20 protein-coding genes and 1 pseudogene are annotated in these 19,317 nt (G+C 65.3%); 13 read left to right on the forward strand and 8 right to left on the reverse strand.

Features of this window, described 5'->3' with window-relative positions; genetic code table 11:
* Positions 1-5: 5 nt before the first annotated feature.
* The 8 genes from HZS63_RS04525 to coq7 all read left to right on the forward strand — a co-directional run bounded on the left by HZS63_RS04525 (position 6) and on the right by coq7 (position 6,798).
* Positions 6-299: a hypothetical protein gene (locus tag HZS63_RS04525; RefSeq protein ID WP_180682849.1), complete on the forward strand. Its 294-nt coding sequence runs from the start codon at positions 6-8 to the stop codon at positions 297-299.
* A 26-nt stretch (positions 300-325) separates the two neighbouring features.
* Positions 326-700, forward strand: a complete 375-nt coding sequence (locus HZS63_RS04530; protein ID WP_180682850.1) for a hypothetical protein — start codon at positions 326-328, stop codon at positions 698-700.
* Positions 701-781: 81 nt separating this feature from the next.
* Positions 782-2,050 carry a TolC family protein gene (locus HZS63_RS04535; protein WP_180682851.1) on the forward strand — a complete coding sequence of 423 codons (1,269 nt, stop codon included), beginning with the start codon at positions 782-784 and terminating at the stop codon, positions 2,048-2,050.
* Between the two features lie 2 nt (positions 2,051-2,052).
* Positions 2,053-3,462 carry a multicopper oxidase family protein gene (locus tag HZS63_RS04540; RefSeq protein WP_133599212.1) on the forward strand — a complete coding sequence of 470 codons (1,410 nt, stop codon included), beginning with the start codon at positions 2,053-2,055 and terminating at the stop codon, positions 3,460-3,462.
* Positions 3,463-3,482: 20 nt separating this feature from the next.
* On the forward strand, positions 3,483-3,992 hold the full coding sequence (locus tag HZS63_RS04545; RefSeq protein WP_180682852.1) for a cupredoxin domain-containing protein: 510 nt from the start codon (positions 3,483-3,485) through the stop codon (positions 3,990-3,992).
* A gap of 16 nt (positions 3,993-4,008) precedes the next feature.
* Positions 4,009-4,767, forward strand: coding sequence for a DUF411 domain-containing protein (locus tag HZS63_RS04550; RefSeq protein WP_180682853.1), 759 nt, complete (start codon positions 4,009-4,011; stop codon positions 4,765-4,767).
* A 13-nt stretch (positions 4,768-4,780) separates the two neighbouring features.
* Positions 4,781-6,112, forward strand: coding sequence for a TAXI family TRAP transporter solute-binding subunit (locus HZS63_RS04555; RefSeq protein ID WP_180682854.1), 1,332 nt, complete (start codon positions 4,781-4,783; stop codon positions 6,110-6,112).
* A gap of 20 nt (positions 6,113-6,132) precedes the next feature.
* Positions 6,133-6,798, forward strand: a complete 666-nt coding sequence (gene coq7, locus HZS63_RS04560; RefSeq protein WP_180682855.1) for a 2-polyprenyl-3-methyl-6-methoxy-1,4-benzoquinone monooxygenase — start codon at positions 6,133-6,135, stop codon at positions 6,796-6,798.
* 88 nt (positions 6,799-6,886) lie between these two features.
* Here the strand turns inward: coq7 and HZS63_RS04565 are convergent, their stop codons facing one another.
* On the reverse strand, positions 6,887-7,336 hold the full coding sequence (locus tag HZS63_RS04565) for an OsmC family protein (protein WP_180682856.1): 450 nt from the start codon (positions 7,334-7,336) through the stop codon (positions 6,887-6,889).
* Positions 7,337-7,772: 436 nt separating this feature from the next.
* Here HZS63_RS04565 and HZS63_RS04570 point away from each other — a divergent pair, with 436 nt between their 5' ends.
* Positions 7,773-7,997 (forward strand): phosphate-starvation-inducible PsiE family protein, encoded by a 225-nt coding sequence (locus HZS63_RS04570; protein WP_219339076.1) that lies wholly within the window; start codon positions 7,773-7,775, stop codon positions 7,995-7,997.
* Complete coding sequence (locus HZS63_RS04575) at positions 7,994-8,956, forward strand: M48 family metalloprotease (RefSeq protein ID WP_180682857.1); 963 nt, start codon at positions 7,994-7,996, stop codon at positions 8,954-8,956. Before HZS63_RS04570 ends, HZS63_RS04575 begins: the two co-directional genes overlap by 4 nt.
* A 537-nt stretch (positions 8,957-9,493) precedes the next feature.
* Here HZS63_RS04575 and HZS63_RS04580 read toward each other — a convergent pair.
* The 7 genes from HZS63_RS04580 to HZS63_RS04610 all read right to left on the reverse strand — a co-directional run bounded on the left by HZS63_RS04580 (position 9,494) and on the right by HZS63_RS04610 (position 16,816).
* Positions 9,494-9,790, reverse strand: coding sequence for a CopK family periplasmic copper-binding protein (locus HZS63_RS04580; protein WP_180682858.1), 297 nt, complete (start codon positions 9,788-9,790; stop codon positions 9,494-9,496).
* 409 nt (positions 9,791-10,199) lie between these two features.
* Positions 10,200-12,602, reverse strand: a complete 2,403-nt coding sequence (locus tag HZS63_RS04585; protein WP_281364021.1) for a heavy metal translocating P-type ATPase — start codon at positions 12,600-12,602, stop codon at positions 10,200-10,202.
* A complete protein-coding gene (locus HZS63_RS04590) occupies positions 12,562-12,816 on the reverse strand; it encodes a DUF2933 domain-containing protein (protein WP_219339077.1) in 255 nt (84 codons plus the stop codon). Before HZS63_RS04590 ends, HZS63_RS04585 begins: the two co-directional genes overlap by 41 nt.
* Positions 12,817-12,932: 116 nt before the next feature.
* Positions 12,933-13,415 (reverse strand): DUF411 domain-containing protein, encoded by a 483-nt coding sequence (locus tag HZS63_RS04595; RefSeq protein ID WP_180682859.1) that lies wholly within the window; start codon positions 13,413-13,415, stop codon positions 12,933-12,935.
* A gap of 24 nt (positions 13,416-13,439) precedes the next feature.
* A complete protein-coding gene (locus HZS63_RS04600; protein WP_180682893.1) occupies positions 13,440-13,961 on the reverse strand; it encodes a cupredoxin domain-containing protein in 522 nt (173 codons plus the stop codon).
* A gap of 54 nt (positions 13,962-14,015) precedes the next feature.
* Entirely contained in the window at positions 14,016-14,933 is a 918-nt protein-coding gene (locus HZS63_RS04605) for a copper resistance protein B (RefSeq protein WP_246316140.1), read from the reverse strand.
* Between the two features lie 23 nt (positions 14,934-14,956).
* Positions 14,957-16,816 (reverse strand): copper resistance system multicopper oxidase, encoded by a 1,860-nt coding sequence (locus tag HZS63_RS04610; protein ID WP_180682861.1) that lies wholly within the window; start codon positions 16,814-16,816, stop codon positions 14,957-14,959.
* Between the two features lie 155 nt (positions 16,817-16,971).
* Between HZS63_RS04610 and HZS63_RS04615 the strand changes: the two genes are divergently transcribed.
* The 3 genes and pseudogenes from HZS63_RS04615 to HZS63_RS04625 all read left to right on the forward strand — a co-directional run.
* Positions 16,972-17,655 carry a heavy metal response regulator transcription factor gene (locus HZS63_RS04615; protein WP_072756547.1) on the forward strand — a complete coding sequence of 228 codons (684 nt, stop codon included), beginning with the start codon at positions 16,972-16,974 and terminating at the stop codon, positions 17,653-17,655.
* Positions 17,656-19,038 (forward strand): heavy metal sensor histidine kinase, encoded by a 1,383-nt coding sequence (locus tag HZS63_RS04620; RefSeq protein WP_180682862.1) that lies wholly within the window; start codon positions 17,656-17,658, stop codon positions 19,036-19,038.
* A gap of 99 nt (positions 19,039-19,137) precedes the next feature.
* Positions 19,138-19,317: pseudogene (locus tag HZS63_RS04625) on the forward strand (IS5 family transposase); the annotation flags it as partial.

Here is a 19,317-nt window from a genome sequence, read left to right on the forward strand (position 1 = left end):
CGCCCGTGACCCATTCCGACCCCGTGCTGTCCGAACTGCAACGGCAACTGGCCGAGTTTCAGGCCGGCCGTTTGAGCCTGCATGCTTTCGTGCAAGCCGCCCGCCAGGCGCCCGCCGCACTGCTGAGTCAGCTGCCAGCGGCCTTTGGCGAGGTGTGGCACAACCTGCTCGACCGGCTGGAATCCAGCGCCCTGTTCGCCGAAGAGAGTTGCTCCTTCAGCCAGAAGGATTTGATCGACAGTCTGCAGCTCTGGATCGACAAGGCGGCGCAGCGGCTGTCCTCGGGTCGGGGAACTTAAAATCGCCACACAGCCTCTGAGTCGTCATGCGCCGCTGGGTCTTGTGTCTGCTTCTGGTGCTCCTGCCTTGGCGGCTGTGGGCAGCGGATGCCATGGCCCTGCAGATGGTGTCCCTGCCACTGGGGTCCACCGAGCAGGCGGCCTGCCATGGGGAGCCCACCGCAGAACCGGCCCACGCCCACGGGCAGATGGCGGACTCGCGTGCCCACAGCGATTCGTCTGGAGCCGGCCCGGATCACCATGGGCTGTGCCTGCTGTGCGACGTCTGCCACAACGCCTACTGGCTCGCCCCGCCCCATCCGGCCCAAGGCAGTCGGCCCATGCGCCACGCCCCACCCAGCCTGGTCGAGTCGCTGGCCAGCGTCGAGCCTGAACCCGGTTTCAAACCGCCCATTTTCTGACCTCCACACCCTCAGTGCGTCCATGCGTGCCCTGCAGTGCCGCATGAACGTCATGTGTCCGTGTCTTCTGGAGGTTTGCCCATGTCCCTCAACCCTGCCCGGCGACTGCCCGGGCCCCCCATCACCGCCCGGCCGGGCTTGCCCTGGCTGGTGGTCGTTGCCTGCTTGCTGAGCCTGCCTGTGCGGGCCGAGACGGTCGCGCCGATCGAAGACTGGCGCCAGGCCAATGAAACCGTCGGCCGCTTCGAGCGCGGCCACATCGACCTGTTGCGCTGGGAGGCCGAACACCTGCCCACCCCCTCCCCCGAAGCCCCAGCGCCGTCAGCGCTCTGGACGTTGCACGAAGCCATCGTCGCCGCGCAGCGGACCCGCCCCGATCTGCTGGCCCTGCCCGGACTGAACGCCCGCGAGCGCGCGCAACTGCAGTTGCGCCAGCGCGAACTGGCGCTGCAGGTGGAGCGCGCCTGGCTGCAGGCCATCGCGGCCCGCCACGCCGCGGCCACGCACCGGCAAGTGCTCGAAGCAGCGCTTGCCGGCCATGAACTGGCGCTGCGCATGGCCCGGGTCGGCAACTGGCCGCAGGCCCGGCAACAGCGCGAAAGCCTGCTCCTGCTCGACGCCCAGGCCCAGTGGCAACTGGCCGAACACGCGCAGCGGGCCGCGGTCATCGAACTGTGGCGGCTCACCGGGGCCGAATGGGCACCGGAGGTGCTCGCGCAACGCCTGCCGGCGGACCTGCCAGCCGAGGCACTGCCCCCCCACGATCCCCCAACGCTGGACGCGCTGGAACAAACCGCGCTCGACAACCACCCCCTGTGGCGCTGGCAGGCGCTGGAGGCCCATCGTGCCCGTCAGGCGGTGGGCGACTTGCAGCCGCTGCTGACGGCCATACGGCAGGCCACGGCGGCCGACCCGGCCAGCGGCAGGCCGCAGCCCCTGCCAGGCTTCGACCGCCCACAGCGCTGGCCCCATGCCTGGGACAAGGCGTTGCAAACCCACCTGGAGACCGAGGCACTGGAGCGCCGCATCCGCGCCGATGTGCGCATTGCCCACAGCGCCTGGCAGACCGCCCAGCGGCTGGCGCAAGACCACGCGGCCGAAGCCGCCCGCCTGCACACCGCCCTGGAGGAGGACATGCTGCAACGCTACAACGGCATGTTCAAAAGCACCTGGGACCTGCTGGCCGCCGCCCGCGCCCGTTTGCAGGCCGTCAACGAGGCGCAGCAGGCCCGATTGGGGGCCGCCCTGGCCTGGGCCGAATTGCGCGCCGTGCTCGATGGCCTGCCCTACACCGGGGCTGCCCCTCGTTCCACTTCCGCCGCGGCCGCTGCCGCCGACCAAGGACATTGATCATGCAACGTCGCCAATTCTTCCATCGCGCATTGCTGGCCGGCGCCTTCACCGCCGCCGCTTCGGCCAGCGTGGGCCGTGCCGCCCTCGCAGGCCTGCCTGAACCCGTCATGGCCACGGGGCCCGAAACCGCCCCGCCCTGGACCCCGCCCGGCGTCACCGGCGCCGGCCGACCGTACCGCCCGGTCGTCACGCTCAACGGCTGGACGCTGCCCTTTCGCATGAACAACGGCGTCAAGGAGTTCCACCTGGTGGCCGAACCGGTGGTGCGCGAAGTCGCGCCCGGTTTCGAGGTCAACATGTGGGGCTATAACGGCCAAAGCCCCGGCCCCACCATCGAGGTGGTGGAAGGCGACCGCGTGCGCCTGTTCGTCACCAACCGCCTGCCCGAACCCACCACCATCCACTGGCACGGCCAGCGCCTGCCCAACGGCATGGACGGGGTCGGCGGCGTCAACCAGCCCGCCATCCCCGTGGGCAAGACCTATGTGTACGAGTTCGAGGCCCGCCGACCCGGCACCTTCATGTACCACCCGCACGCCGACGAAGCCGTGCAGATGGCCATGGGCATGATGGGCTTCTGGGTCACGCACCCCAAAGGCCGTCACCCCCTCATCAACGAGGTGGACCGGGACTACTGTTTCCTGCTCAACGCCTTCGACGTGGAGCCCGGCGCCAAGACGCCCAACATCAACACCATGCTGGACTTCAACATCTGGGCTTTCAACAGCCGGGTGTTTCCGGGGCTCGACCCGCTGGTGGCCCGGCTGAACGACCGCGTGCGCATCCGCGTGGGCAACCTCACCATGACCAACCACCCGATCCACGTGCACGGCATCGAATTCGAGGTCACCGGCACCGACGGCGGCCCGGTGCCGAAATCGGCGCGCTGGCCCGAGGTGACGACCGACATCGCCGTGGGCCAGATGCGGCAAATCGAGTTCATCGCCGACGAACCCGGCGACTGGGCCCTGCACTGCCACAAGAGCCACCACACCATGGGCGCCATGGGCCATGACGCCCCCACGATGATCGGGGTGGACCACCGCGGTCTGGTGAGCAAGATCCAGCGTATCGTGCCCGACTACATGGTCATGGGCGAGCGCGGCATGTACGACATGAAGGAAATGGAGATGGAGCTCCCCCCCAACACCTTCCCCATGATGGCCGGGCATGGCCAGTTCGGCCCCATCGGCATGGGCGGCATGTTCACCCTGCTGAAGGTGCGTGCCGATCAGGCCCCCGACGACTACTCGGATCCTGGCCACTATGCATACCCCAGCGGCACCGTGGCCTACGAATACCCAGGCCCCGTGCCGGATGCCCACCGCCCCCCTGCAGCCAGCGGCCCATCCTCGGCCTCGCAGGCCCTGCCCCAAGTGCGCCGGCCCCAAGGCCATGCCCATCACTGAACCTTGCCAGGAGATCCCTCATGAAACACCCCCACGTCGCGACCCTCGCCAGCGCCATCCTCGGGCTGGCCCTGCATCTGCCTGCATCCGCCCACGGCCCCGGCGGGCATGCCGGCCATCACGGCCATGGACAGGGTGCCCCGGTCAAAGAACAAAAACCCTGGGGCATCGCGGGCGAAGCCCAGGCCGTCAGCCGCACCATCGAAATCCGCATGACCGACGACATGCGCTTCTTCCCCGACCGCATTGATGTCAAACTCGGGGAAACCGTGCGACTGGTGGCCGTCAACGCCGGTCAAGTGCTGCACGAGATCGTGATCGGCACCCCCGAGGAACTGAAAGCGCACGCCGAGCTCATGAAGAAACACCCCAACATGGAACACGACGAACCCTACATGGCCCATGTGGATCCGGGCCAACGGGGCGAAATCGTCTGGACCTTCAACCGCCCCGGAACGTTTGAATTCGCCTGCCTCATCCCCGGCCATTTCGAAGCCGGCATGAAGGGCACCATCACCGTGCGACGCTGACCCGAGGGAACTGACCATGCAAAGACGCACCCTACTCACCACGGCCCTGACGGTGCTGGCCAGCCCCTGGCCCGTGGCCGCCCTGGCCCAGTCCGGGCAGCCCCAGGTGCTGGTCTGGAAAGACCCGAATTGCGGCTGCTGCAACGACTGGATCGCCCATCTGCAGGAACACGGCTTTAAGGTGCGCGCCTACGACACCGGCAACCTCGCTGCGCGGCGCCGCCTGGGCATGCCCGAAGCCTTTGGTTCTTGCCACACGGCCCAGGTGGGCGGCTACGTGATCGAAGGCCACGTGCCGGCGGCCGACATCCACCGGCTGCTCCAGGAGCGGCCCCAGGCCCTGGGCCTGAGCGTGCCACGCATGCCCATCGGCAGCCCTGGCATGGACGGCCCGGAATACGGCGGCCGCAAGGACCCTTACGACGTGCTGCTGGTGCAGCGCGACGGCAGCAGCCGGGTGTTTGCTTCCTACCATCAGCCGACCGGTGGCGACCGCCCCGCCCAAGCCGCAGCCGCCCCCGCGCCCCCGACCCCCACCGACTCCCAGGGCCGCCCTTGGACAGAAGCCGAGGTGCGCCGCATCGACGTGCGCGGCAACCGGCTGAGCCTGCGCCACGGCCCGATCCCCAACCTCGACATGCCGCCCATGACCATGTTCTTCCAGGTCAGCGACCCGGCCATGCTGGAGCGGGTGAAGGTGGGCGAGCGCATCCGCTTCAGCGCCGACCGCGTCAATGGCCAGTACACCGTCATGGAACTCCAGCCCATGCAGTAAGCTTTGGGGGACCATGCCCCGACTCCGCTTCTCCCTGCTGTCGCTGCGCGACCTGCTGGCCTCGGTCGGCCCCTTCGTGCTGCTCACGGCGGGGTTGCTCTGGCTGGCCTATTGGTGGCTCGACCCCAACCCGCCCCAACGGGTGGTGCTGGCCACCGGCCCCGAGCAAAGTGCCTACGACACCTTCGGCCAACGCTATGCCGAGGCTTTGCGCGCCTACGGCATCACCGTGGAACTGCTGCCGAGCGATGGCTCGGCCGACAACGTGGAGCTGTTGCGCAGCGGCCACGCCGACCTCGCCTTTGTGCAGGGTGGCAGTGGCCACCTCCAGCGGGACGACGAAGACCGCTTCCAAACACTGGGCAGCCTGTTCGTGGAGCCGCTCTGGCTGTTTTACCACGAGGCATCGGCGCAACGCCTCAACGGCAGCGACCAGGTGTCGGCCCTCACCGAATTGCGCGGTTGGCGCGTCAGCGTGGACACCGAAGGCAGCGGCGTTCCCCAGCTGTTCAATCGCCTGCTCGACGCCAACCGGCTGGAGCCCACCGACCTGCACCTGACCCAACTGGCCCAGACGCCGGGCACCGTGGCGTTCTTGGAACAGCAAGTGGATGCATTGGTGTTCGCCTCGGCCCCCGAATCCCCGCTGGTGCAGATGCTGCTGCAGACGCCGGGCGTGCAACTCATGAACTTCCAGCAGGCCCAGGCCTACGCCCGCCGCTTCGGCTTCCTCACCCCCGTGGTACTGCCCCAGGGCGTGGTGGACCTGGCAACCAACCGGCCCGCGCAGGATGTGCACCTGGTGGCGTCCACCACCAGCCTCGTCACTCGCAACGAGACCCACCCCGCCATCCTGCAGCTGTTCGCACAGACCGCGCTGGATCTGCACGGCCCACCGGGCTGGTTCAACCGCGCGCGCGAATACCCCAACCTCCAACTCGGCGAGCTGCCCGCCTCGCCGGAAGCGGAACGCGCCATCCGCAACGGCAAGCCGCTGCTGCAGCGCTACCTGCCGTTCTGGCTGGCCAATCTGGTGGAACGCATGTGGCTGGCCATGGGCCTGATCATCGCGCTGGTGCTGCCGCTGTCGCGCATCCTGCCGCCGCTCTACAACTTCCGCATCCGCTCACGGGTGTTCCGCTGGTACGCCGAGCTGCGCGACATCGAAACCCGGGCCGAAGCCGAGGTGGCGGCCATCGAAGGGCTGCTACGCGAGCTGGACGACCTGGAACACCGCGCCGAAAAAATCAGCCTGCCGCTGGCCTACACCGACGAACTCTATGCCCTGCGCCACCACATCGAACTGGTGCGCCAGCGCTTGCACCGGCTGGGCGAGCAGGGATAATCCTGCCCAGGAGCACTGCCATGACCTCTTTCGTCGATGCCCACCTGATCGCCGCCGACACCGCCCTGCGCACGCTGTTCGCCCCCCACCGCGCGGCCCGCGCCTGCCCCGCCGTGCCCGACGCCCTGCAGGCCCACGCTCAGCCCCTCAGCGATAAGGACAAGCGCCGAGCGGGCGCGCTGATGCGCGTCAACCACGTGGGCGAAATTTGCGCCCAGGCACTCTACACCTCTCAAGCCCTGGCCGCCCGCCTGGGCCCTGGCAACACCGCCCACAAGGAACGCCTCGCCCGTCACCTGGAAGCCGCCGGGCAGGAGGAGACCGATCACCTCGCCTGGTGCAAGCAGCGGCTCGACGAGCTGGGCGACCGCCCCTCCCTGCTCAACCCCCTGTGGTTTGCCGGTGCTTTCGGCATCGGTCTGGTGGCCGGCTGTCTGGGTGACAAGGTGAGCCTGGGCTTCGTGGTGGAAACCGAGCGCCAGGTCGAAGCCCACCTCGACGGCCACATGGACCGCCTGCCGGCCCACGACCACGCCTCGCGCGCCATCGTCGCGCAGATGAAAGAAGACGAAATCCGTCATGCACGCCATGCACAGCACGCCGGTGCGGTGGAACTGCCCACCCCGGTCAAGGGTCTGATGCGCCTGGCCGCCAAGGTCATGACCACCGTCGCCCACCGAATCTGAACCTGGCGTAGCAAAGCTGGGGCCTGTGCGCATGCCCCAGCCACCCAGCCTTCGGGTCCCGCAGCCACGGGCTCATCCAAGACAGGTCTTAGGCTTCCACCAACTCGAAACTGGTGGTGATCTTCGCCGTCTTGCCGAGCATGATGCTGGCCGAGCAGTATTTGTCGTGGCTCATGGCGATGGCCCGCTCCACCGCCGCAGCCGGAATGCCCCTGCCCGTGACCTTGAAATGCATGTGGATCCGGGTAAAAACCTTCGGGTCGGTATCGGCGCGTTCACTGGTGAGCTGGACACTGCAGCCCCGAACGTCGTGCCGACCGCGCTTGAGGATCAGCACCACATCGTAAGCCGTACACCCTCCGGTACCCGCCAGCACGGTTTCCATCGGTCGCGGCGCCAGGTTGGCGCCACCATTCTCGGGTTTGGCCGCATCGGGGGCACCATCCATGGTCAGGACATGGCCACTGCCGGTCTCTGCGACAAAGCCCATTGCGGATCGGGTGCCGGCACCACCGGTCCAGGTCACAGTGCATTCCACGAGGCATTTCTCCATAAAAACAACAGTCGGACGTCGGGGGATGTTGCATTGCAACAATGTCCGGCTTATACTGGAGCCATTGTATGCAATCGCCGTTTGTACTGGCGTTGCATCACCTGGGGATACCCCCCATTGTCAGTTGTCTCCTCTGCCCTCAACGGGTGGTTCAGGCCCGGTCGCCACGACCGGGCTTTTTTTTGCTTCATCGCGCCATTTCGGGGGTCCAGCCAGATGGACGAAGACCTTTGGCCCCGGTTGATGAAGATGCCCTGGCTCGTTGTCTGCCCGACCGGATCGAACCTGAGGGATCCGCACGAGATTGCGCACGTGACCGGCTTGCCCCTGTAGATCTTCAGCCATCAGCAGATCTGGGAATTGCTCGGGGCTCCGCATCGTCGGCGGCTGCAGCTTCGAGGTATGATCCTCGTAGATAACGATGGAGTTCAAGCACTCGATCACACACGTGGCTTTGCGCCGCGACGACATCATCCGGGTCAAGACGGTGATCCTGATCGCGCTCGCGAGAAAATTCGTGATTCTCGCCCTTGATGTCAGCCCGGGCAAAATGGCCGCCTTGACGGGTACGCCCTTGGCTTTGGAGGCAACCCACTGGCTGCTGCGCGAGCGCGCCAACAGCGTGACCGATGGAGAACCTGAGTGAGCAGTCGTCATTGTGGCGACATCGGAGGGGCTTGGTCGCGGCATCGCTGGCTCAACCGTCTGCAAACCGCGTTACTGGTCTTAACCCTGCTCGGCATCGCCACCATGGTCGGCAGCCTGCTCTTTGGCGACATGGGGCTGTGGCTGGCACTGGCAGCAGCTGGCCTTGCGCTGCTGCTCGAGCCAGCCGCTGCGTCGCGTCTGACCCTGCGGCTCTATGGTGCACGTGCCTTGCACCCGAGCGAAGCACCCGATCTATGGGCCCTGGTACACGAGCTGGCGGCGCGGGCCGGTTTGCCTGCTGTGCCGGTACCACACTACGCCCCCAGCGCCGTGGTCAATGCCTTTGCCACCGGTTCTGAGCATCGCTCCGCCATTGTGCTCACCGATGGGCTGCTGCGAAGCCTCACGCCGCGCGAGCTCATCGGAGTCGTTGCCCATGAGGTGGCTCACATCGCCAACAAGGACCTGCGTGTGATGGGGCTGGCGGACTCCATCAGCCGACTCACACATGTCATGGCTTTGCTCGGACAAGTTGCGATCTTGTTGAGTTTGCCAGCATTGCTTTTGGGCTTCGCAGACGTAAACTGGCCCGCGTTGCTGTTGCTGGCGGTCGCGCCGCATTTGGCGCTGCTGGCTCAGCTCGGCTTGTCGCGGGTGCGCGAGTTCGACGCCGACCGACTGGCAGCAGAGCTGACCGGCGATCCAGATGGGCTCGCCCTTGCGCTGGCGAAAATCGAACGAGTCAGCCGTTCCTGGCGTGCCTGGCTGCTACCGGGATGGGGCCATCCCGAGCCCTCTTGGCTACGGACACACCCTGCAACTGCCGCGCGTATCGAACGGCTGCGGGAGCTGTCGGCGTCACTGACTCCGACGCGACTTCATCCACCTCACTTCTTGCCAGATGCCACCGTATCGCCGCGCGCGCCGCGTTGGCGGCCAGGTGGCGTGTGGCGCTGATTGCCAACGGGAGATATGCACGGCCTACATCGATCCCTACGACCGCTCAGGGGCAAGGTCGATCGCACGCTGCCCGTACTGCCAGCAGCACCGAGCGCAGGCTTTGAGAGAACTGAGAGCAGAAGAGAGTCGAACTGGGCGACTTCAGGACGCCGGGCCGCCACGGCGTGGCATAGGCAGATCGGCGCTGAACCTCGCGTGGCGCCGGGGAACCCGGAAATGAGAACGCCCAACCGATAGAGGTTGGGCGCAGAAGTTTGGTGGTGCAGACGCGACCGGAATCCAACCCACTCTCTCAACGATTGAGCAATCCCGGGCAATCCTGCGGGTTGTTGTGGACGCAATGGCCTCGGCAATGAACGCCGGTCAGTCAATGCAGGGCGGACTCTCACCTTGTGCGGCGCCGATTGACCGGTAGCGTCGCAGCCTACCATCGAGTGGTTAGCCCCAGCTATGACCGATGGCCCGCCAGCGCGTGTTGGTCAACGAGTTGGCCCGACATCCGCTGGCGTGCAGTTCACGAATTGAATCGAGTAGTCAACGGTTGGAATGACCCTTACGGAGAAGAAAATCGAGTCGAGCGACCTCGTTGCCGTTGGCTGTAATCTTCTGGCCATCGACCGTTTCGAGCGATTGCCCCTTTTTCAGGTGGATAGCCCGTCCGAACTTGTCTTCCAGCGCCATCTTGCCGTCCTCGAATACATACAGGGTTCCACCGTCCTTGAGGAGGAACATTTTCTTGGCGCTGGCCGCTGCCGCGTCACCAGCGAACGATGGGGTTACGATGGCGCTCAGCACGGTGGCGGCGACAACAGCGGTAATCCTGGCTTTCATCTCTACACTCCTTTCAATCAAACGTGAAGGCATTTCTGTCAATGCCTTGTGCGACTGCACAGTATGTATTCTGCGAAGCCACCGCTGACGGGAAGATGAGACGGCCGTTACGTATATGTCAGATTCCATTCGGGATGGGATCGGGATTAATCGTGTGCCAATCTCAATGCATTCCTGCTCACCGGGGCGGGGCGCGGACTCATCGCCACATCGGTGCAAGTGCTTATGGCGATGCCGACTGGGCGCCAAGTGCGGTATCGGTGTGAGGCGGCTCAGGTGCCGTGGTCGAGAGCATTCCAGGCCTCGATAGGGATCAGGTGTCCAACGTCGGGTGGCAACCGATACGACAGACCCAGCGATCTGGGTGTGCGCCCAGCACCCACCACGGCACGCGCGACGATCCTCGTGTTCAGACAAGACGGACGCCGCGCAAACGCAGCGCATTGCCGATCACCGATGCGGAGCTGAAACTCATTGCCAGGGCGGCGATCAACGGTGAAAGCAGCCAACCGGTGAGCGGATACAGCACGCCGGCCGCAATGGGAATGCCCAGTGCGTTGTAGAGAAAGGCGAACATCAGGTTCTGCTTCATGTTGCGGACCGTGGCCACTGACAAGGCGCGCGCCACCGCAATACCGCGCAGGTCACCCTTGACGAGCGTGATCTGTGCGCTGTTCATCGCCACGTCGGTGCCGGTGCCCATGGCGATACCGACGTCGGCCTTTGCCAAGGCCGGGGCATCATTGATGCCGTCACCAGCCATCGCAACGATACGCCCCTCGCGCTGCAGCCGCTCCACCAGTTGCAGTTTGTCGGCGGGCTTGACTTCGCCATGCACCTCATCGATGCCCAAGCGCGCCGCCACGGCCTTGGCCGTGGTCAGACCGTCGCCCGTGGCCATGACGACGCGCAAGCCCTCCGCGCGCAACGACGCCAGCGCTTGCGGTGTGGTCTTCTTCACCGGGTCGGCGACGGCCAGGACTGCGGCGAGCGCGTGATCGACGGCCAGATACATGACGCTGGCCCCCTCGGTGCGCAGCGCCTCCGCCCGCTCGGCCAATGGCCGCACGTCCACACCGAGCTGTTCCATCAGCGCGGTGTTGCCCAGTGCCACGGCATGTCCATCGACGCGCCCGCGCACGCCGATGCCTGAGTGCGAGTCGAACTCCTCGGCGCGTAAGAGCACCAGGCCCTGCTCGCGCGCGGCGTTGACGATGGCTTCCGCCAGCGGGTGCTCGCTGCCCTGGTCGAGGCTGGCAGCCAGTCGCAAGGCTTCGCCGGCGGTGAAGCCTTCGGCTGGGATCGTCGTCTGATAGCGCGGCCGGCCCTCGGTCAATGTACCGGTCTTGTCGACGATCAGGGTATCGACCTGGCGCATTTTCTCGATCGCGGCGGCATCGCGAAACAGCACCCCCTGCGTAGCCCCTCGCCCGGTCGCCACCATGATCGACATGGGCGTGGCCAAGCCCAGCGCGCAGGGGCAGGCGATGATCAGCACAGCCACGGCGTTGATGAGGCCAAAAACCCAACGCGGTTCCGGCCCGAACAGGCCCCAGGCAAAAAAGGTCAGCACGGCGATGAACACCGTCGCGACCACGAAATAGCCCGCCACGACATCGGCCATGCGCTGCATCGGCGCCTTGGACCGCTGCGCCTGCGCCACCATCTGCACAATCTGGGACAGCATGGTCGCCGAGCCGACACGTTCGGCGACCATGACGAGCGCGCCACTGGTATTGAGCGTCGCACCGATGACCTTGTCGCCCACCCGCTTGGTCACGGGCAGGGACTCCCCCGTCAGCATCGATTCGTCCACAGCGCTGCTGCCCTCGATTACCGTACCATCTACCGGAACCTTTTCGCCGGGTCGAATGCGCAGCCGATCGCCGACATGGATGTGCGTCAGGGGCACGTCCTCTTCCGTGCCATCGTCGCGAAGGCGCCGGGCGGTCTTGGGGGCCAGTCCGAGCAAGGACTTGATGGCGGCCGAGGTCTGCGAACGCGCCTTGAGTTCCAGTACCTGCCCCAGCAGGGTCAGGGAAATGATCACCGCCGCCGCCTCGAAGTACACCGCGACCCGTCCCATGGACACGAACGAGTCCGGGAACAGTTGTGGGGCCACGGTCGCCGCCACGCTGTAGACGAACGCCGCCCCGGTGCCCAGCGCGATCAGGGTCCACATGTTCGGGCTGCGATGGACCACGGACTGCCAGCCGCGCACGAAGAACGGCCAGCCCGCCCACAGGACGATGGGCAGGGACAGAACGAGTTCGATCCAGGTCTGTGTGCGCGCCTCGAACCAATGCAACTGGTGGCCGAACATGGCAAGCACAGTGACCATGACGGTCAGCGGCAGGGTGTACCAGAAGCGGCGCTGGAAATCGCGCAGCTCGGGACTCTCTTCTCCTTCGAGATCCGGCAGCACCGGCTCCAGCGCCATGCCGCACTTCGGACAATAGCCGGGGTGATCCTGCCGGATCTCGGGGTGCATGGGGCAGGTGTAGATCGTGCCTGCCGCCAGCGCCGGCGCTTCGACAGACGAAGGCTCATGGCCGCTGTAGGCATAGCGCGCCGGCTCGGCGACGAACTTCGCCCGGCACTTGGCGCTGCAGAAGTAAAAGAGTCGGCCTGCGTGCTCGACGTGGTGCTCGGACTGCGCGGTAACGTCCATGCCGCAGACAGGGTCCTTCAGACCTTCGGCCCACTGCAGTGCGCTCGGGTGGTCATGGGCCTGTCGGCGGTGTTCGTGGTCTGATCGCAGGTCCATGACTTCACGCCTCCCTGTTGGCGGGTTTGTCGGGCGGCGCACCATGCCCGCCATCGCCACCGTGGCCATGCAGCAGGTGCATCAGCGGGCACGCCAGCAGCAACAAGTATACCCAATTGCCTGCGACATGGCTCCAGTGCTCGCGCAGCAGATAGAAGCCGCCGATGAGGGCAACCATCAGCAACGCGGTCCTCATGCGCCGATTCAGGCCGGACTGGCCGCGCGTGTCGTGGAGGTGTTCTTGGTCAGTCGCGTTCATCGCGGTGTTCCCTTCATCGAGGATCGGCGCGGTCGGCGCCGGCCTCCTGTTCCAGGTTGCAAGACCGCTGCTGCGCCTCATGGATCCAATCGGCACACGGTCAGTGCATGGTTTCTTCACGGATAAGAACCGAAAACTTGCGCTGCTCCGTCTTTCCCAACCAGCAAGACTTTGTAGGCATCACGGCGTCCTCCGTAGGCGACACCATCCATGCCGGGTGAACCAATGGGCATGCCCGGCACCGCCAAGCCCAGGGCTTGGGGCTTTTCCTTGAGCAGCCGCTGGATGTCCGTTGCGGGTACGTGGCCTTCGATCACATAGCCCTGGATCAGGGCCGTATGGCAGGAACCGAATTTCTGCGGCATCCCGAGGCGAGTGCGGGCTGCGCTGTTGCCCTGGTCGACGGCACTCACGCGGAATCCGCTTTTCTCCAGGTGGGTAATCCAGTCCTTGCAACACCCACAGTTCGGGTCCTTCCACACCTGCACGGCAAGCGTCTGCGGTGCGGCGGCTGGTGCCAGGGAGGGAAGACTCAGCGCAAGCACCGCCAGCAGCAGCCTGCGCCGCCGGGGGAACGGTTGATCAACGGTTTGGTGCATGACAAGGACCCCCGGTGACGCTGCTTATTCGACGACGATCTTGCCCACCATGCCCGCTTCCATATGGCCGGGGAGGAGGCAGGCGAAGTCCACCGTACCGGGCTGATCGAACTGCCAAACCAGCCCGCCGCGCTGGCCAGGCTGGAGCGTCACCATGTTCGGCTCGGCATGCTGCATCTGGGGCATCTTGCGCATCATCTCGGCGTGCGCCTTGAGTTCCTTCATTGAGCCGATCACCATTTCGTGCGGCACCTTGCCCGTGTTCTTGACGAAAAAGCGGATGGTCTCGCCCTTCTTGACCGCGATGTTCGCCGGCGTGAACCGCATCGAGTCGTCCATGACCACCTCGATGGTGCGGTCGACCTTGGCGGGATCGCCTGGTTTGCCGACTTCGGAGGGTGATGTGTCCCCGTGCATCGAACCGTGCATGCCGTGCATGCCCTGCATGTCATGCCCGGCCATGCCATGGCCGCCCTGATGGTCCCCACCGGCCAGCGCCAACACAGGCAAGGCGCTCAGCATCAAAACGCTCAGGGTTTTCTTCATCATCGGTTTCTCCTTAGGGTTGGTGAATAAGATCGGAGTTGCGCGTGGCGGCTTCTAGAACCACAGCCGCACACCCGCCACATAACGCGTTTCCCGGGTACGCTGTCCTTCGGCGCGCGCAAAATCGGCGGTCTGTCCGAACTTGCCAGCCCATTCGACGCCGACGTAGGGCGCGAACTGGCGCGAGAACTCGTAACGCAGGCGCAGGCCTGCCGCCGCATCGGCCAGACCGCTGCCCAGACCACGCGCTTCATCGCGCTGGCCATACAGATTGACTTCCATGCGGGGCTGCAGAATCAGGCGCTGGGTGAGCAGGAGCTCGTACTCGCCCGACAGGCGCAGCGCCGTGCGTCCCGAGCTGCCGACGTAGGCGGTGGCATCGACATCGAACCAGTACGGCGCGAGCCCCTGGATGCCGAAAGCGAGCCAGGTCCGGTCAGGCCCCGTGCCGCTGTCCTGCCGCACCCCGAGTTGGGTGTCCCAGTACGAGGCGATCGCATGGCCCCACAGGACCTCCGTGCGTGCCTCCTCCAGTTTGCCTTTGGCGACGTCACCCTCGGCCTTGAGGACCAGGCGGTCGTAGGTGCCGCCGAACCAGGCTTGCGCGTCATAGGCGGTCGCGTTCCCGTCCTTCGTGTAAACGCGCTCCAGGCGATCGAGGAGCACGCTGCCGAACGCATGTTCATCGGACAGCCGAAGTTGCCGTGGCCCGGGGAGTGCGTAAGGGCCCGACTCCAAAGTCAAGCCATTGGAATACGCGTGCGGATCACGGGCATCGGCGGGGGCGGGGCCGCCCTGCATGTTCATGCTGCCGTAGTCCATGGTGGCGCTCGCGGGCGATTCGGCTCGCGTTGGGGCTGGAGCCGTGCCCGGGTGCCCGGCATGGCCGCCGCCTTCCATCGTTGTTTGCGCCCAGACGGGTGCCGCACCGAGCAACACCAGCGCCGCAGTGAAGAGAGAACGGGGTTTCATCGAGAATCGTCCTTGGATGAGTTTCATGACACGACCACCACGCGGAACATGCCCATGTCCATGTGCAACATCAGGTGGCAGTGCCAGGCCCAGCGACCCAGGGCGTCGGCGGTCACGAGGAAGCTGACGCGCTGCGCGGGTTGAACCGGGACGGTGTGGCGACGCACCAGGAACTGCCCGTCGGGCGTTTCCACCTCGCTCCACATCCCGTGCAAATGCATCGGGTGCGTCATCATCGTGTCGTTGTGCAGGATGACGCGCACCCGCTCGCCGTACTTCAGGTGCACCGGCGTGCTCTTGCCGAACTCGAGGCCGTCGAGCGACCAGGTATAGCGCTCCATGTTGCCGGTGAGGTGCAGCTCGATCTCGCGCTCGGCCCCGCGAGGATCGAGAGGGCCGCCGATCGTTTTGAGGTCGGCCAGCGTCAGCACGCGCCGGCCGTTGTTGCGCAGGCCAATGCCCGGATCGTCAAGATTGGTGCGCGGCATGTCCACCCGCATATCCGTGCTTGGGCCGTATTCCGTGCGTGCGTGACGGACCGTGGCGCTGGGCTTGGCCATCGCGCCGCCTGTCATGCCATGCATCGCGTGCTGGCCGTGATCCATGGCCATCGCGCCATGGTTCATGCCGGACATGTCGTGCTTCATGCCCGGCATGTCGTGGCCCATCGCGCCGTGGTCCATCGCGCCCATGGCCGAGCCGCCATGCCCCATCGCGCCGTGGTCCATCGCGCCCATCATGTCGGCCATGGTGAGCCATTCGACGGGATCGAGAGCAGGCACGGCGGCGTTCAAGCCCTCGCGCACCGCGAGCGTGCCGCGGGCGAAGCCGGTTCGATCCATCGATTGCGCGAAGATCGTGTAGGCGTCCTCTCGGGGCGTGACGATCACGTCGTAGGTCTCGCCCGGCCCGAAGCGGAACTCATCGACGGTGACGGGCTCGACGTTCTGCCCGTCGCTTTGCACCACCGTCATCTTGAGCCCCGGGATGCGCACGTCGTAGAAGGTGTTGGCCGCGCCGTTGATGAACCGCAGACGCACGCGCTCGCCCGGCCGGAACAGGCCAGTCCAATTGCCGGCAGGGGTGACGCCGTTCATCAGGTAGGTCAATGTCGCCCCCGAGAGATCGGCCAGGTCGGTCGGGTTCATCCGCATGTGGTTCCACATCGCACGTTTGTCCAGTGCGCGGGAGAGCCCCATGTCGGCCACGTCACGGAAAAAATCGATCGCCGTCGGCTGATTGAAGTTGTAGTAGTCGCTTTGCGCCTTGAGCTTGGCGAGCACCCGCATGGGGTCTTCGTCGGTCCAGTCGGACAGCAGCACGACATGGTCGCGGTCGGCGCGGATGGGGTCTGCCTCACGCGGCTCGACGATCAAGGCCCCGTACATGCCGGTCTGCTCCTGCATGCCGGAGTGCGAGTGATACCAGTAGGTGCCGGTTTGTTCGAGACGGAACTGGTAGGTGAAGGTTTCGCCCGGGGGGATGCCCTGAAAACTGATGCCGGGCACCCCGTCCATCTGGTAGGGCAGGATGATCCCGTGCCAGTGGATCGAGGTGGCCTCGCGCAGGCGGTTGGTGACGCGGATGGTGACCGTGTCGCCTTCCCGAAGTTTGAGCGTTGGCGCCGGGATGGAGCCGTTGATGGTGGTCGCCATCCTTGGCCTGCCGGTGAAGTTGACCGGCGACTCGGCAACCACCAGGTCGATGTTCGTGCCGCTGAGCACGGGCGCCGCACCCGTGCGCGTGTCGGCCAGCCCCTGCGCCGCAGCACGCACCCAGGGTGACAGGCCGACCATCACGCCGCCGGCGACCAAGCCGCGCACGAAGCGCCGCCGCGAGGGCATCAACGGCAATGGCAAATGAAACGGACTCAAAGATGGCATGGGCTTCTCGCGATGAGTTACTGAAGTCGTGGGTGAGATGCTATGGAGCCACCCCTGTCAGGATGCTGTTCGTCCGATTACATTTTTGTTATCTTCATGTCAGGTGCACCCAAAATCGTCACACTAGCGGCTATTCGATACGGCCGAGCACCCTCATGAAGATATTGATCGTCGAAGATGAACCCAAAACGGGCGACTACCTGCGACAAGGCTTGAGCGAAGCGGGTTTCGTGGTCGATCTGGCGCAAGACGGCGCCGATGGTCTGCACCTGGCCTTGCAGGGCGAGTACGACCTGGTCATCCTGGATGTGATGCTGCCCGGCCTCGACGGCTGGCAGGTACTGCAGTCCTTGCGCCATCGCGGCCTGCAGATGCCGGTGCTGTTCCTGACCGCACGCGATCAGGTGGAAGACCGGGTCAAAGGCCTTGAACTCGGTGCGGACGACTATCTGGTCAAGCCTTTCTCCTTTGCCGAATTGCTGGCCCGCGTGCGCACGATCCTGCGCCGGGGGCGCAGTGGCAACGAGAGCACCGTGCTGCGCGTGGCCGACCTCGAACTGGACCTGCTGCGCCGACGCGTTTCACGCGGCGGGCGACGGATCAGCCTGACGGCCAAAGAGTTCGGCTTGCTGGAACTGCTGATGCGCCGTCATGGCGAGGTCCTGCCCCGCTCGCTGATCGCCTCGCAGGTCTGGGACATGAATTTCGACAGCGATACCAATGTGATCGAGGTGGCCATCCGGCGCTTGCGCGCGAAGATTGATGAGGGTCATGAGGTCAAGCTGATCCACACCGTACGTGGCATGGGTTACGTATTGGAAGCACCGGAGGAGCGCTGAATGTTTCGCTCCCTGTCACTGACGACCCGGCTCACCCTCTTCTTTACGTTGGCGGCTGCGGCTGTGGTGTTTGGATTGGCCTTGTTGGTCATCGCTGCATCCGAGCGGCATTTCATCGAGCTGGATCACATGGCGCTGCAGGACAAGCAGCACCTGATCGAGGATATTTTGGCGCGATCCAATTCGGCCGAGGACGCCAAGTGGCTGCTGCGTGAGGCATTGAGCCACCATCACGGGCTGTACGTCAGCGTCCATGATTCGAAAGGTGAAACGCTCTTCCAGTCCGAAGGATTTCGCCTCCCGCGCGAACTGTCACCGGCGGATGAAGGCAACGGCAACGACGCGCTGAAGCATTGGGCCGACGAAGGGCGAGCGTTTCGCGGAATGCGTTTCCAGGCTGTTCCCGCCTATGACGCGACGACGCGGCTGGACATCCTCGTTGCCATGGACACGGCACATCACACACGGTTCATGCTGGAGTTGCGGCGCACCCTGATGACCTATGCCGTCGTGACGATCGTCATCTGTGGCTTGCTGAGCTGGTTTGCCGCGTACAAGGGGCTGGCGCCATTGCGTGCCATGAAATCCAGAGCCACCACGCTCACGAGCCAGCGGCTGCACCAGCGCATGCCCGTCGAGGCGGTACCCATCGAAATGGCCGATCTGGCTCACGAACTCAACAAGATGCTGGACCGGCTGGAAGACGCGTTCACGCGACTGTCGGAGTTCTCGTCGAATCTGGCGCATGAGCTGCGCACCCCCCTGAGCAACCTGCTGACCCAGACCCAGGTCGCGTTGGCTACCCGGCGGGATGCCGATACCTACCGGGAGATCCTGGCTTCCAATGCCGAGGAACTGCAGTGTCTGGGCCGCATGGTGTCCGATATGCTGTTCCTGGCCAAGGCCGAACGCGGGATGATGCTGCCGAACCGGGAACGTTTCTCGGCAGCCGAGGAAACGCACGCCCTGATCGAGTTCTATGAGGCGGTCGCCGAGGAGAAGGGCGTCAGACTGGCTCAGCGTGGTGAGGGCGAGATCGTCGGTGATCGCTTGATGTTCCGCCGTGCCCTGAGCAATCTGCTTTCGAACGCGCTGCGCCACACCCCGCCACATGGCGAGGTCACGATCGAGATCAGCCAGTCTTCCCAAGCCACCCGGGTGAGCGTCGAGAACACCGGCGAGGACATCGACCCGAGGGTACTGCCGCGCCTGTTCGATCGGTTTTACCGTGCTGACCCATCGCGGTCACATCCGGAAACCGACGGCGCAGGGCTGGGATTGGCGATTACCCGCGCCATTATGCAAACCCATGGAGGATCGATCAGCGTGACGTCCGCGCAGGGCAGGACCCGGTTCTGCCTGGAGTTCCCAGGCGGAACCTGATGAGGTGAAGCAGTTGGGGCGAGCCAGCCCAAGTGCCTTTGGGGCACTTCTCGAAACCTCCCTCCCCCTTGCAGCCCGTGAGCCGGCATGATGTCGCCCATGATCACACCGCGCATCAAGCCCTCGTCCTTCTGGCGCTCTCAACCCGGCGCTGACCTGTTCGTGCAAGACCAGCGTCAAGCCAAGCTCGGCGGCTTCATCGCCAACCTGGCGGCGATGGACGAACTGATCGACTTCGCGGCCATTGCCGCCCGGGTCGACACCGCCTGCCCTCGCGCT

It is taken from the genome of Tepidicella baoligensis (genome assembly GCF_013432195.1).
GTDB classification, from domain to species: domain Bacteria; phylum Pseudomonadota; class Gammaproteobacteria; order Burkholderiales; family Burkholderiaceae_C; genus Tepidicella; species Tepidicella baoligensis.